Origin of the sequence: Alcaligenes sp. Me129, assembly GCF_050487245.1 — a bacterium.
Taxonomy (GTDB): domain Bacteria; phylum Pseudomonadota; class Gammaproteobacteria; order Burkholderiales; family Burkholderiaceae_B; genus Alcaligenes; species Alcaligenes phenolicus.
On sequence record NZ_JBKQGX010000011.1, the window covers coordinates 58,257 to 72,501 of the forward strand.

12 protein-coding genes and 1 tRNA gene are annotated in these 14,245 nt (G+C 54.3%); 4 read left to right on the top strand and 9 right to left on the bottom strand.

Annotation, left to right across the window (positions count from 1 at the left end):
• Positions 1-80: 80 nt before the first annotated feature.
• From ACLPGZ_RS12705 to ACLPGZ_RS12735, 7 genes are all read right to left on the bottom strand, one after another.
• The gene (locus tag ACLPGZ_RS12705) at positions 81-2,618 is read right to left on the bottom strand and encodes a sensor histidine kinase (RefSeq protein WP_239055546.1); all 2,538 of its coding nucleotides are present in this window, start codon (positions 2,616-2,618) and stop codon (positions 81-83) included.
• Positions 2,618-3,292, bottom strand: coding sequence for a response regulator transcription factor (locus tag ACLPGZ_RS12710; protein ID WP_035267896.1), 675 nt, complete (start codon positions 3,290-3,292; stop codon positions 2,618-2,620). Before ACLPGZ_RS12710 ends, ACLPGZ_RS12705 begins: the two co-directional genes overlap by 1 nt.
• A gap of 82 nt (positions 3,293-3,374) precedes the next feature.
• The gene (nadB, locus tag ACLPGZ_RS12715) at positions 3,375-5,153 is read right to left on the bottom strand and encodes an L-aspartate oxidase (RefSeq protein WP_429641437.1); all 1,779 of its coding nucleotides are present in this window, start codon (positions 5,151-5,153) and stop codon (positions 3,375-3,377) included.
• On the bottom strand, positions 5,153-6,292 hold the full coding sequence (gene nadA / locus ACLPGZ_RS12720) for a quinolinate synthase NadA (protein ID WP_239055548.1): 1,140 nt from the start codon (positions 6,290-6,292) through the stop codon (positions 5,153-5,155). The genes nadB and nadA overlap by 1 nt, the downstream gene beginning before the upstream one ends.
• Positions 6,293-6,496: 204 nt before the next feature.
• Positions 6,497-7,543, bottom strand: coding sequence for an NADP(H)-dependent aldo-keto reductase (locus tag ACLPGZ_RS12725; RefSeq protein ID WP_035267880.1), 1,047 nt, complete (start codon positions 7,541-7,543; stop codon positions 6,497-6,499).
• A gap of 82 nt (positions 7,544-7,625) precedes the next feature.
• Positions 7,626-9,362: an amidohydrolase gene (locus tag ACLPGZ_RS12730; RefSeq protein WP_239055549.1), complete on the bottom strand. Its 1,737-nt coding sequence runs from the start codon at positions 9,360-9,362 to the stop codon at positions 7,626-7,628.
• A gap of 290 nt (positions 9,363-9,652) precedes the next feature.
• Positions 9,653-10,069 (bottom strand): YkgJ family cysteine cluster protein, encoded by a 417-nt coding sequence (locus ACLPGZ_RS12735; RefSeq protein WP_035267876.1) that lies wholly within the window; start codon positions 10,067-10,069, stop codon positions 9,653-9,655.
• Positions 10,070-10,528: 459 nt separating this feature from the next.
• Between ACLPGZ_RS12735 and ACLPGZ_RS12740 the strand changes: the two genes are divergently transcribed.
• Positions 10,529-10,605 (top strand) — tRNA-Val (locus ACLPGZ_RS12740).
• Positions 10,606-11,140: 535 nt separating this feature from the next.
• On the opposite strand, the gene trhA is transcribed toward ACLPGZ_RS12740, so the two are convergent.
• Positions 11,141-11,761, bottom strand: coding sequence for a PAQR family membrane homeostasis protein TrhA (gene trhA / locus ACLPGZ_RS12745; protein ID WP_009454498.1), 621 nt, complete (start codon positions 11,759-11,761; stop codon positions 11,141-11,143).
• Positions 11,762-12,121: 360 nt separating this feature from the next.
• Between trhA and ACLPGZ_RS12750 the strand changes: the two genes are divergently transcribed.
• Positions 12,122-12,295, top strand: a complete 174-nt coding sequence (locus ACLPGZ_RS12750) for a YegP family protein (RefSeq protein WP_021446666.1) — start codon at positions 12,122-12,124, stop codon at positions 12,293-12,295.
• Between the two features lie 149 nt (positions 12,296-12,444).
• Here the strand turns inward: ACLPGZ_RS12750 and ACLPGZ_RS12755 are convergent, their stop codons facing one another.
• Positions 12,445-12,849: a RidA family protein gene (locus ACLPGZ_RS12755; protein ID WP_239055610.1), complete on the bottom strand. Its 405-nt coding sequence runs from the start codon at positions 12,847-12,849 to the stop codon at positions 12,445-12,447.
• A gap of 275 nt (positions 12,850-13,124) precedes the next feature.
• Here ACLPGZ_RS12755 and ACLPGZ_RS12760 point away from each other — a divergent pair, with 275 nt between their 5' ends.
• Both ACLPGZ_RS12760 and ACLPGZ_RS12765 read left to right on the top strand, forming a co-directional pair.
• Positions 13,125-13,610 carry a hypothetical protein gene (locus ACLPGZ_RS12760; RefSeq protein WP_239055611.1) on the top strand — a complete coding sequence of 162 codons (486 nt, stop codon included), beginning with the start codon at positions 13,125-13,127 and terminating at the stop codon, positions 13,608-13,610.
• Between the two features lie 176 nt (positions 13,611-13,786).
• Positions 13,787-14,206 carry a GFA family protein gene (locus ACLPGZ_RS12765; RefSeq protein WP_060185813.1) on the top strand — a complete coding sequence of 140 codons (420 nt, stop codon included), beginning with the start codon at positions 13,787-13,789 and terminating at the stop codon, positions 14,204-14,206.
• The last annotated feature ends 39 nt before the right edge of the window (positions 14,207-14,245 follow it).

The following is a 14,245-nucleotide window of genomic DNA, read 5'->3' on the forward strand; positions in this document are numbered from 1 at the left end:
GTTTGGAGTCCCGTCATGATGCGGGACTTTTTTAGGATCAATGTCATTCCATTGTGTTGACACTAGCTGTCAGCATCCTGTCACTGCTGATAGGGAACATCCCCTAGTCCGGTGGGCGTGTCCGTAACCAGACGCCGCCAGTTTTGTAGAAAGCGCTGGCGTCGAGTGGGGTCCAGACCCACCAGCAAGGAAGGGTTCAGGATAAGTGGTTGAACGATTCCAATTGATTGATTTGAAACGGGTTTTGTAAACCAGCTGCCGGTTTCAATGGCATTGAGCGGGCCTAATCCAGCCGGACCCGCAATGGTTTGCTGTCCGCGGGGCGAGAGTAAATAATCGATAAAAGTGGCGGCCAAATCCGGTCGACGAGCCTGTTTGTGAATCAGGGCGCTGCGGGTAAACACCGAGACGTAATCGCTGGGAACGACGATGGCAATGTCCGAACCGGCTTTTTGACGGGCTCGGGCATAAGAGCCCAGCACGTTGTAGGCCACATCCAGAGTGCCATTGTCCAGATCGTCCAGAATGGCGCCGGTATTGGCATACAAGCGGGTGCCGACACGCCCCAGGGCATTGGCCATCCCCCAGAAGGTGGAGGAGGTGCGTTCGTCGTAGAGCGCAAACAGATAGCCCACGCCACTGATCTGGATGTCGTAGGTGCCGACGCGTCCCATCAAGCTGCCGCTATTGCGCTCCAGCAGTCGGAGCAGGGCCTCGCGGGAGGCGGGTAAATCGGGCGGTAAACGGGACGGGGCGTAGGCGATGACAGCCGGTTCCAGTGTGAAGCCGAACACCTCATTGCGCCAGCGTGCCCAGTTGGGCATGGCATTGGTCAGGCTGGACGAGTAGGGGCGAGCGTAGCCATCGTTAGCCAGCTTCACCTGCAAGTCCGAGGCCGAGCTGATCAGCAAATCCGTGTCAGGCAGGCTGCCTTCAGTGGTATGCCGATACAGGGCCGTGGAGTCCATTTCGTGGTAGAGAATGCTGACCTGAGGCTGGATTTGCTGGAAGTCGTGGACCAGCACTTCAAACAGCTCCGTATCGGTAGGACCCGCGATCACCAGCAAAGGCTGATCGTCTGTTTTTTGCTTGGGAGCAAGCGCCGGGTACTCATGACTGCGTATACCCATATCAGGCCGTGCGATTTTGTCCTGGGCATGAGTGGTATCGGGGTTTGCAAGCAGGCCCGTCAATACCAAGGCCAGAATCGCCAGCGTCTGTGGCAGGGTGTTTGCAGGTTTGGGACCTTGGATCAGCGCCGGGATTTCGATGCGGACCGTCAGCCCTTGCGGCGAGTGATCACGCAAGAGCAAGGTTCCCTGATGCGCTTGCACTACTGTGCGCACGATCGACAGCCCCAAGCCCGAGCCTGGTCTGCCTTGACTGCTGGGGCCGCGCTGAAAGCGCTCCAGCAAGCGGGTTTTGTCCTCGTCGCTGATGCCGGGGCCCAGGTCAGAAACATCAAATACCACCAAGCCACTGGGCCGGGTATAGATGCGTACCGAAATGTGCTCCTCGCTGTAGAGCATGGCGTTGTCGATCACGTTGCGCAGCATTTCTCGCAGTGAAACGTGGTCGCCCAAGACCTGGGCACGTCGCGCCGAAGGGGTAATGTGGACTTGCAGCCGATGCGCACGGTCCGGGTCTACACGCCCTTGGATTTCCTGAATCAGTGGGGGCACGTCCAAGGGGCGCATGGTGCTGCGATCCAGACGATGGCTGACCGTGGCATCCATCAGCAATTGGTTCAGCAAATGGGTAGCATGGGTGGTGTTGTTCAGAATCCGTTGCAGACGCGGGCGTACGGCCTCCGAGCCGGGCTGATCCATGGCTAGCTGGGTTTGCAGGTGCACGGCCGCCAAAGGCGTGCGAATCTGATGGGCCGCATCGGCGACCAGATTGTTCAGGGTGCCTACCGCGGTTTGCAGACGCTGCATGAAGGCATTCAGAGTGTCGACCAGGCGGCGAATTTCCTTGGGTACTGGCGTATCTATGGGCTGCAGGTTGTCGTGAGAGCGCTCCCTAAGCGCGGTCTCCAATTCTGCCAAGGGGGCGAAGGCACGGCGTATTCCCAGACTGGTAATCATCAGTGCCAGCAAAATCAGGCCCGTTAGCGACAAGGTACTGCGGCCCAGCAGCTCGTCGGCCAGCGCCTGCCGGGTTCCCAAGGTCTCGGCCACGCGTATGGTGATCCAGCCCCGGCCCAATGAGTGCTCACCTGTCAGCAAGCGCCCGATCGTGGCGACCCGCACGGGCGTGTCGTGATAGCTGATCGTGTCATAACGGGGTTCAGAACTGTTGGCGGGTGGGAGGGCGTCTCCCAAGTCCGGGTAGCCGGAAATCAGCCCACTGGTGGAGCGCACACTGTAAAAAATGTGTTCCTGTTCGGGCAGCATGGCCATGGCCGAGTATGGCAGTTCCAGGGAGAGCTCGCCTTCATCAATTTGAATAGCGTTGGCAATGGTCAGGGCGGCGGCTTTAAGAAGCCGGTCATAAGCGGAATCGGCAGCGCGCTGGGCGTATTGGCGTGACGCCAGACCCAGGGCCAAAAGGGCGGCGGCCAATAGACACACCGCCAGCGCCAGCACACGCTGCTGGATGGACAGGGCGCGGCGCATTAGCTGACATCGCCCAGGCTAGCCATGTAGCCGGTGCCACGCACCGTGTCGATGCGAATGGCAATATCGCTAAGCTTGCGCCGCAGACGGGAGACATGTAGCTCTACGGCATTGGGGCTGGAGTCTTCATCAAAGTTGAACAGTTGCATCATCAGCCGTTCCTTGGTGACGACTTGCCCGGCACGACTCAGGAGCAATTCCAGCAGGCAGAATTCGCGCTGGCCGAACTCCACGGTTTGATCCCGGCTATTGATGCGCCGGGCTGCGATATCAATACTGACGTGTCCCAACTGCCAGATTTCTGCTTGCGTGGTAGCGGGGCGACGCATCAGGGCGCGCAGCCGTGCTTCCAGCTCGCGCAGATCAAACGGTTTGACCAGATAATCGTCCGCCCCCAGGTCCAGCATGGAAACACGGTCCTCGATTTCTGATCGAGCCGTCATCACTAGTACGGGCAAGCTGGGCGTTTGCCGACGTAGATGCCGCAAAATACTGAAGCCGTCCTGATCGGGCAGCATGATGTCCAAGAGCAGGACGTCCCAATTATCCATTTCCAGATAGCGCAGGGCCTGCTCGCCATTCATGACCCACTCCACGCTATGACCGCCCGCGCTGAGCCGGCTGGCGATGGCCTCTCCCAAATCCTCATTGTCCTCGACCATGAGTAAACGCATATTGCCTCCATCGGATGGGCTCCTGCATGTTGAGGTGCCTCTTGATTTGATTTTTTTATTCTATCCCATGGAGGGTAGGCACTTAATCGACCCTGAAATGCGCCCCCAGGCTGTGTGGACGAGCCAAGGCAGCCTGGGTCAGCAGCCAGGCTGCGTCCAGTTGCAGGCTTAGACTGGCTTGTTCTTGGGTGCAGAGGAGTTGGCGGATCTGTTCGCGCCAATCATCAAGGGTGCGCAGGGCGAAGGTCAGGCCCTGGCGATTGCGCAACAGGCCGACATGCTCTTGCATCAAGCTGCGCAAGGCGGGCAGGGAGGGTGGATTGTTTGTGGATGGGCTGCGGTTTTTACTGTTGCCGTTGCCGTTGCCGTTGCCGTTGCTATAGCTATTGTTTTTGCCATAGTGACGTCCTTTGTCGTTGATTATGTTTTCCACTGTATTGGCTGCCACCGCAGTCATAAGGGGAGGTCTTGGGTTTGGGGTCGAGCGCGAACTAGCGTTCAAATTCAAACCCCAATTCGGGCCGACACTAGCCTGGGAACTGGAACTGGAACTGGAACTGGAACTGGAACTGGAGTTTGGATTGGAGTTCTTGTATGAACATGAACGTGACATCGAACTTGTATTTGCAATGTCTGTCTCAGGGACCAAAGCTGAACGCTGGATTCTCTTGCTTCCAGCAATCGCTTGGGCAGTAGCGCGCCCCATGACGACACACTCCAGCAAGGAGTTGCTGGCCAATCGATTTGCCCCATGCAAACCTGTGCAGGCCACTTCACCCACGGCGTACAAACCAGCTACCGTCGTGCGGCCTGACAAGTCTGTTTCAATCCCTCCGCAGCTGTAGTGCGCGGCAGGCGCTACCGGCACCCAATCCTGACGTAAATCCAGTCCTCGCCGCAAACCTTCTTCCAATGCTTTCGGGAAATGCTGCTGCAAAGTGTCCGCACCAAGATGGCGTACATCCAGCCAGACATGGCTGCTACCTTCTTGCCGCATCTGTGCGGCAATAGCACGCGACACAATATCGCGTGGAGCCAGCTCCGCTCTGACGTCGTAATCCGGCATGAAGCGGCGACCTTGCTTGTCCAGCAGATGTCCACCCTCACCACGCAAGGCTTCAGTTAGCAAGAAGGTGGGACCCTCCGCATGCAAGCAGGTCGGATGAAACTGCACAAACTCCAGATCGCGTATCGCCGCACCAGCGCGCCAGGCCAGGGCAATGCCTTCTCCCAAGGCGCTATCGGGATTGGTGCTGTGCGCGTACAGGCTACCTAGCCCACCAGTTGCCAACACGACATGATCCGCCAACATAGTTTCGTAGCGACGAGTGTGCTTGTCGTAGATATCCACGCCAGCCACCGCGCCTTGTTCATTGCGGCGCAGGGCTAATGCCAGGCAGTCTGTACGCTGCTGGATATGAGAGGCTCGAGTCAATTGGGGCAGGAGAGCCTGCATGATGGCGTAACCACTGGCATCGGCCGCGTGTACGATGCGTCGCTGGCTGTGCCCACCCTCGCGAGTCAGGTGCAATTGGCCATCTTCCGTTCTGTCCAGAGGAACCTGCTTTTTCAGTAGCCAATGCACCGCTTCTGGCGCGGCTTGCAAAATCCCGCGCACCGCTTCTTTATCCGAGTGCCGAGCACCCGCTTCCAGCGTGTCTTCAATGTGTTGTTCCAGACTGTCCTGGGCACTGAGTACGGCGGCCAGACCTCCCAAGGCCATCGGGCTGGCCCCACAGGGAGCGGGGGCGCTGCTGAGCAGAGTCACTTTCATGGTGGAGGGCAAGGATAGAGCCAGACTGGTGCCAGCCAGCCCCGCACCGATGATTAACACCTCCGTCTGTGTCGAGCCTGATTGCATCAAGCAGCTCCTACATGCTGGAACTGCCGACTGTGCTCGGCCAGGTCAACACTAACGCGCAAATTGTTCTGCTGAGCGGCAGCAAAATCCATCATGCGTTGCAAAGAACGTCGGGCGCCTTCACGCAGGTCAGGATCTACTTGAATGCCAGGGCCTGGTTGACTTAAGCGTTGATGCAGTGCTTCCAGACTGTTCAAGGCCATCCAGGGGCAAAAGGCGCAGCTTTTGCAGGTAGCACTTTCGCCCGCGGTAGGGGCGGCCAAAAAGGTTTTGCCCGGCGCTTGCTGGCGCATGGCATGCAAGATTCCTTGATCGGTAGCGACGATAAAGGTGTCGGCAGAACGATTGATGGCAGCGCGCAGTAGCTGCGTTGTCGAGCCAACCACATCCGCCAGCGCAACAACAGAAGCGGGTGATTCAGGATGCACCAGCACCTGGGCATCGGGGTGCTCGCTCATCAAGGCTTTCAAGCCATCGGCCTTGAATTCGTCATGGACCAGACAGGAGCCTTGCCAAAGCAGCATGTCTGCGCCGGTTTGTTTTTGGATATAAGAGCCCAAATGACGATCCGGTGCCCACAGAATTTTTTTCCCCTGGGCATGTAAATGCCGCACGATGTCCAGGGCGATGGAGGACGTCACCACCCAATCCGCCTGGGCTTTGACAGCCGCGCTGGTATTGGCATACACCACCACTTCCCGATCCGGATGCGCAGCACAGAATTGCTTGAAATCTTCGGGGGCACAACCTAGATCCAGAGAACACGTCGCCTCGTCATGCACGGCCAGTACGCGCTTTTCAGGACTCAGAATTTTGGCGGATTCAGCCATAAAGCCCACGCCGGCTACCAAGACCGTGGTGGCCTCATGTTCCTGCCCAAAGCGCGCCATTTCTAAAGAGTCACCCACGCAGCCCCCAGTTTCCAAGGCCAGGTCTTGAATATCCGGGTCTGTGTAGTAGTGGGCCACCAGTACGGCGTCTTGCTCTTTCAACTGCTTGGCCAGAGCTTGCTTCAAAGCGGCCTTATCGCTTTGCAGATTGAGTTTGGAAGGAACTTCATGCCAGGTAATCTGACGGCTCAAAGTGTCCTTGGCGTCGGGCTGACAGACATCCACGGGGAAATGCTGAATCATGTTCATCCTTGATGCTCATTTTGAGCATAAATAGAATAAAAAAATGGGGAATATGAATTTCTGATTCGAAAGAAGCGCGTCTCTATTGTTATGCTTTTTTTGAGCATAAATAAAAAAACAGCACACTGCAAGCACAAGAGCAGGGTAGGGAAAGAAAAAAGAGGGGTGCCCCGCCTTGGACGCCTGGGCCCAAGGCGGGGTGAAAGCCAGTTAAGGCGCTGGGTTCGGAGTGTGGTGATGAATAGCGTTGATCTTGGCAACTAACTCATCACTTAATTGAACATCTGCACTGGCGATGTTCTCGCGCAGTTGTTCCAGCGTAGTCGCACCGATCAGGTTGCTGCTGGTAAAGGCTTGCTGGTTCACCCAGGCCAAGGCCAATTGGGTAGGCGTCAAACCGTATTCGCGAGCCAGTTCGTTGTAGGCCAACGCGGCCTCACGAGCGCGGGGAGCATCGTAGCGCGTGAAACGGTCGTACAGCGTCAACCGTCCTTTCTCGGGACGAGCTCCGTTGTCATATTTGCCCGTCAATACACCCATCGCCAAAGGTGAATAGGCCAGCAGACCCAGGCCTTCATAACGGCAGAATTCGGACAGCCCTTCTTCAAACACGCGGTTCAGCAGGTTGTAGGGGTTCTGGATCGTGGCAATCAAAGGCAGAGAGCGGGAGCGCGACAGCTCCAGAAATCGCGAAACACCCCAAGGCGTTTCATTGGAGACACCTATGTGACGTATCTTGCCTTGACGCACAAAGTCATCCAGTACCGACAAGGTTTCCTCGATGGGGATAGTGTCTTCTTCTTTCCACGGGTAGCTGCGCTGCCCAAATGTCACCGTGCTGCGATCCGGCCAGTGCAGCTGATACAGGTCCAGATAGTCCGTTTGCAGTCGACGCAGGCTGTCATGCAGGGCTTGTTCCAGATTCTTGCGATCCAGGCTGGTACCGCCATTGCGGATATGACCAGGGCGTTTGGGGTCACGTTGGGGGCCAGCAATTTTGCTGGCCAGAACAATGTCCTTGCGGCGGCCGGTTTTAGCCAGCCAGGTGCCGATATATTGCTCGGTCAAACCTTGCGTAGCCGCCATAGGGGGCACAGGGTACATCTCGGCGGTATCCACCAGATTCACACCCAGTTCCAAAGCAAGGTCCAGTTGAGCGTGCGCATCGGCCTCGCTGTTCTGTTCCCCGTATGTCATGGTGCCCAAGCCAATCAGGCTGACATCCAGGTCTGTATTGCCCAGCTTGCGGTATTTCATTTGCTTCGACTCCCGAAAGCGCAGGGCCGGGCGGCCCTACAAACCGTGCATGGTAGCGTATTTAGTCAGCCTGCCGGGCAGCTTATTTTGTAGCTGTGTACACCAGACGACCTTGGAAAATAGTCATCAACACCTTGGTGTCGCTAATTTCGCTAGGCTCAATCTTGAATAAGTCCCGATCCAGCACAATCAGATCAGCAGATTTCCCAGCTTCCAAGGACCCTGTTTCTGTTTCGCGGCCCAAAGCCTTGGCACCGTTTTGCGTAAAAATCTGCAGTATTTCGGTCAGATTCAAGGCTTGTTCAGCGCCCAGTTGTTCACCCTGCCGCTGCCCGAAGGGATTGGCGCGTGTCATCAGAGCTTCAATCGCGGGCCAAGGGTTGTTGTCCTTCACACCAGAGGGCCAGTCCGAGCCGGCAATAATGGTGGCGTCATGATCCAACAACATACGGGCCTGGAACATGTTCCTGCTGCGCTTACCCACTACCGAGCTGATGGCGTCAGTCAAACCGGAGGGATACCAGATATAGGGAGAAAAGTCGGCGGCTACATTCAGAGCCTTGAAGCGCGGTTTGTCCTGATCGTCCACAAACTCCGAGTGCGCGAGCTCGTGCATCAAACCTTGAGGACCATTAGCGTTGCGTGCTTTTTCAATAGCGTTCAACGCCACGCGAATAGCCCGATCACCTGCGGTATGCATCTTCAAACCATAACCGGCTGCATCCAGGTGAGAGACGACGCGATCCAGTTCATTTTCAGGAACGACCAAGGCCCCCAAGGACAAAGGATCATCCTGGTGAGTGTCCGCGTAGGGCTCCAGCATGGCGGCTGTATGTGCCGCGGTAGGAACCCCGTCGGTATAGATCTTGACGTAGTTGGTCTTCAGATCAGGGAGGGCATACTGCTTGCTGATGCGGTCAATTTCAGCAAAATCAAAAACATGCTTGCTGTCCTTGCCAGAGATACGGATAGCGGTGGCGATATGGGCATTCAAACCCTCTTGCTTGGCCAGGTTGTAATACGAGCGCACAACAGCCTCGCTGGCATCGGCATCCTTTAAACCCGTAATCCCGAATTGGTTGGACTCCTGGATGGCATACCGCGCTGCTTTCAGGTATTGATCCTCTGTCCAGTCCGGTACAAAAGAGCGGATATAGCTATTGGCCTCGACTAAAACCCCATTGGGTTCGCGGCTATCAAGCTCGTGCTTGACGGTCATGCCGCTAGGAGGCGTAAAGTTGGCATCAATCTGCAAGAGGCCCAACGCCTTGGAGTTGACCCAGGCGTTGTGACCCGTATCGTCGGTCAACACAATAGCCTTGTCGCCAGAGACGGCATCCAGCCATGCGCGCGGCGAAGCAATTTTGTGAGTCTTGAAGAAATCACTGTCCCATTGGCCTCCCTGAATCCACAGCGTTTCGCTACGCGCCACGCAGGCTTTCAAGGTGTTTGCCAATACATCCGGCGTTACCGTGAAAGGGAAGTTGCACTGGAACAGATGCTTCAAGCCACCCCATACAGGGTGGGAGTGTGCTTCATTGATACTTGGCATAGCCATTTTCCCGCCAAGATCAATCAGCTGAGTCTTGTCTCCACGTCTGGATTGCAGTTGCTCTGTACTGCCCACGGCTTCAATTTTTCCATCACGTATCGCAATGGCTTCAACCCAAGCCTGTTCCGGGTTCTGCGTATAAATACGCCCATTCACGATTAGCAGGTCGGCGGCAGGTGAGGCCGCCAATGTTACTGGGCTGAGGGTACTGATCCCAGCCAGGCATGCCAATGAGGCAACTGCTAAACGTGAACGACTAAAACGCATGTCTCTTTGCTCCAGTATTGTTATGACGATGTTTGAGGTGTTGGATAAAGCTTGCTTGTGTTTTTGAGAGTTCAAAAAAGCGATAGCCAACACCTCAAGGCTACAGCTCTGGAGCAGGGGGTTCTATAGGTAAAAACACAATGAGAGATCTACGAATATGCCCAAAGTTATTCAAGCAATAAAATATCTCTGAACGTGTGAAAGAAGCTTTATGTGTCAATTGGTAGCCAACAAAAAAGCCTTCACGCATCAGCAGTGAAGGCTTTCCGGGAGAGGCTCAGCTACGGGTATCAGGCCGCCTCATCATGCTCCGGCAGGGCGGGTGGAGCAGGCAGCGGGCGGTTAGGCAGTAAAGGCAAACCGTGTTTGCTACGCAAACGCTGGCAATCCACATTTGGGCTGCCATCCAGTTCCCAGATTTGGTAGTCACGACAGGGGGTAGGGCGATCCGGATAAATAGCGCAATGAATTCCAGGCTGGCCCAAGGTGCCACGCAAGGCAATACAACGACCTTCACCTTGCTCGGTTCCTTTCATACAGGCGCGCAACGGCCCAACCTTGGTGGTCAACTCGACCGGCACCGTACCGCCAGTCTCGCCACTTAACTCACCACTATAGAAAGACACCCGAAAGTGCGAACAGCACACGCCGCAGCTTAAACAAGGATTTTCATCAAAAATCTCGTCATTGGGCGGCGTATAAAGCACCGCTTCCAGCGTAGTTTCCTGAACGCCGGGTAAATCCAGTAGTTGAGTCGGGGTAGGCGGGAGAGAAGAGCAAGTCATGTGCGTAGGTGTCCCGTAGCAGCCGCAGATCTGTTTCGGACGAGATTGATGATCTGCAGGCGTAAAGCAATCATTTTATTTTTGCCCGAAGAACTTGAATAGAAAAATCGTGCGCCGGTAAGGTGGCTTGATGCTGGCTGGAGACAGATTGAGTGTATCTATATGTTTCTTGGCTCTCCCTTGCCAGGAAGCGCATAAATTTATGGAAATTCGTCAGTTTTTTGTTTAATTCTTATAAAACAATGGATTACAAGATTTTCCAGTCTTGGGGAGCTATTTTTCTAGCGTAGTCATATAAAAAAGATCATCTTTTTTATAGAAAAACGCAAAATAGTGTTGACAGCCCAATAGGGAAGATCTATTATTTCATTTCTTCACCGCAGGCGGTTAGCTCAGTTGGTTAGAGCGCTACGTTGACATCGTAGAGGTCGCTGGTTCGAATCCAGTACTGCCTACCAGAATACATGCACACAGCTCCAAGCTGTGCCAAGAAAAGCCCCAAAGATCAATGCTTTGGGGCTTTTTTGTTTTCTACGGCTATAGCCTGCACTATTAATGCCTATATTGAATTCAGCGCGCGTCTAAGCTCTCTAGGTTCAGGACTGACCCCAACGGCTCGTAAATGGCGATTACAGATAAACCAGATTTCGTCCCTGTCGTTAGCCAAAATAAAGAAGGCGTCCGATGTCTCTGACGGGTTGAACATCCCCAGGGCACGGTAAGCGGTCTGCATATTGAATCCGCTTTGAAGCGGGGAGGGCTTGGGCCCATCCTTCAGCTCTTGAACACGAAGATATAGTCCCGTCTCTAGTGTGATCATGCAAGCCTCGCTTCTAGTTGCGTTGCTTTATTCTAGGAGCAGGAAAAGATCTTCGCCACAGGTCCGTACCTTTGGATGTAATCAGATTTCATCAGACATAACAGAGCGTATGCCAGTCGAAAAAAAAGCCTCGGTAGAGGCTTTTTTGTGTGTTCGCGCCCGGGTGCTTTGTTTTACATGACAACATACTGGGAGATGGCCAGAAAATGCGCTGCGCTGCCAGCCAGCACAAACAAATGCCAGATACCGTGCCAATGCCGGAAGCGCTCGTCAAACACAAAGAACACGATCCCGGCGGTATAAATTGCTCCCCCTGCCGCCAGCCAGGAAAAGCCTTCCGAGCCCAGATTGTCTGCCAGCGGTCCCAGTGCCAGCAACACAATCCACCCCATCACGGCATAGATCACCAGCGATAGTATGCGTGCCGGCGAACGTGGGCGGATATCTTGGAGAATGCCAATCAGTGCCAAACCCCAGACCACACCGAACAGGCTCCATCCCCAAGGGCCTCGCAGCGTTACCAGGCAGAAGGGCGTGTAGCTGCCAGCAATCAACAGGTAGATGGAAAAGTGATCCAGCTTGCGGAAGACGTTTTTGGCCCGTCCCTTGAAGCAGTGGTACAAGGTGGAAATCAGGTACAGCAGGATAAGTGTGGCGCCGTAAATGGCCGTGCTGGTGATGCGCCAGGGGTCCCCGGTAAAGCTCGCCATGACAATTAGCCAGGATACGCCGCCTACAGCCAGAACTGCACCGATCAGATGTGACCAGGCATTGAAACGTTCACCGTAATACATGATGCTTTTTTCTCTCCGAACATTCGGCACGCCGATTGCAAGACCGTCGACGTGGTCGGAAAAGCTTAGCGCATAAATCAAGCTCTCGTATTGATCTCTGTTAGGTCAATGCGGGACATTCGTTCGCCGCTTTGGATGAGGAATGCCGGTCGAAGTGTCCACCACACAAAACCTGATGAGCTGCACTTGTTTCCTTTTTTGACTTGATGGCATATCTCTTGCGTTGTCAGTAAAAGAGGTGTGGTTTGATGGCAATTCAGTCACTTGTTGGCCTGCCACGTAAACCCCAATACCTGCTGATCAACTCCAGTTTTAGGATACGGTTTGCGCGACGTGCGCTCATACCTAAAGAGGGTCATCATGAAATTTGTGCTTTACAAGGACAAAAGTGGTGAATGGCGGTGGCGATTCAAGGCCGCGAATGGGAACATTATTTGCGTCAGCTCCGAAGGCTACAGCAGTAAGCAGAGCGCACAACACAGTATTGAGTCTGTAAAAAAAGGGATGGCTGATGCTCCGGTTGTCGAGGAGTAAGCAGAGGCTTTCTTTAAGTCTTTATGCACAGCTTGTAGAGTTATGAATCAAAAAAAGCTCCCCAGCGAAAAGGGAGCCTAAAGACCTCGTCAAGATCCGAGGTCTTTTTTTATGTCGACTCCGTACGGGAGGCGACTTAACAGCAGCGATCAATCCAGCATCGCTTCAGCCTCAATCTCGATCAGCCACTCAGGCTTGGCCAAGCCACTGATCAAGATCCAGGAAGAGGGTGGTGGATTGACGGGAAATCGCTTCAGTAGCGCAGCAGCTATGTCGTCCTGCTCTTGTGGTGAGCTTGCATCTTCCCGGATGAAAATCCGCAGCATGATTACCTGATCCACCTTGCCGCCAACCTCGGCCAGGACTAGTTCAATATTGTCCAAGGCGGCTTCTGTTTGCTCGCGCATTCCACCAGCTACGGTTTGTTCCTGAGCATCTACACCTACTTGGCCAGAGAGCATGACACGGCGGTTGCCTGTGACCACCAGGCCCTGGCTGAAACCGTATTGCAAGGAATTGAATACGGTGGAGGGATTAATAGCGCTTTTTGTCATCTTGATAAATACATGAAAAGTTGAGTGGGTGTATTTACACACCATGTTCCTACCTTGGGGCGTTACGTCGGAAAGCAAGAGCTTGTCTTTGAGGAGGCTTTTTGAGGGGGGCGGAGCCCAGTCCCCAACGGCAATAGGCAGGAAAAACTCCTCAAAATTAATTAAGTTTTATTTAAAGTGTCCATCGTCTGGCTTTATGCTTTTTTGTCCGGAATAGGCTGACCCTGCCTGCTATACCCGCCGCTTATTTTTTTTGGTAATAAAGGAAGCGGGAAATGAAGAAGATCGTATTTATAGCTGCCCTGTCAGTGGGCTTGGCGGGATGTGAAACGATGAACTCCATGACTAAAGGCATTGATGATGCGTTTGCCAGTGTCAATGAAGCGATGGGGGCGGGCCCGATTGCTGACACTCCGGCACAGATTTGTTTAGAGATGCGTTCCAATCATGCGCGTGCTGTGAACAAGTACAGTGGGAAAACGGTTGAGGTGACTGGCAAATTGGTGACCATGGAGCAAAATACACTGGCCGAGGCCATGAGTGGCATGAACTCAAAAGTATGGGGCAGTGCCAAGCAGTTTGACGTTCGAGTCAGCAGCGGGCCTATCGTCTTTTCTTCCTTGATCAACCGCCGCACTGAGCAACTGAATGTGTTCAATATGGGTGACACGGTGACAATTAAAGGCCGTATCAGGACGATTGGCAAAGGGAAGTCTTGCACCATTAGCCTTGAAGAAAACATGAGCATCAAGCAGCAGTAAATGTGTAAGGGTCCGTTATAGCGGACTGCACGAATAAGCCCGCTTTGTAGCGGGCGGTGTTGCTTCTGGGGCCCAGGTTTTGTTGCACCTGGCCTTGGGAAAGCCTCATATCGAATTTCCATTACGGGACGATTCAGCCGTTAGAATTGCTTATCCATCTATCTACAGAGGCTCTTATGGCAAACAATACATCCACGATTCACGGCAACTGTCTGTGCGGTGCCGTCTCGATCAGTTTTCAGCAGCAAAAGCCTTCAATCAGCGCTTGCCATTGCGGCATCTGCCGCAGCTGGTCAGGTGGCCCCTTCTTGTCGCTGGAGTCCCATGAAGCCCCAGTGATCGAAGGCGCGGAGCATGTGCGCTCCTATGCCTCTTCGGAGTGGGCTGAGCGCAGTTTTTGTGATGTATGCGGTACGCACTTGTTTTACAAGCTCAAGGCCGGTGGTTTCCATGCTGTTTCTGCTGGCTTGTTCAAGGATAGCGGGAGCTGGCCGTTCGAGCTGCAGGTCTTTATTGATGACAAGCCTGACAACTACGCATTCGCTAACAAAACGCGAGAGATGACAGGCGAAGAGGTGGTTAAGCTGTTTTCCTGATGCTATGACTGGCCAGATGCATAAGCAGGGCCAGGGCTG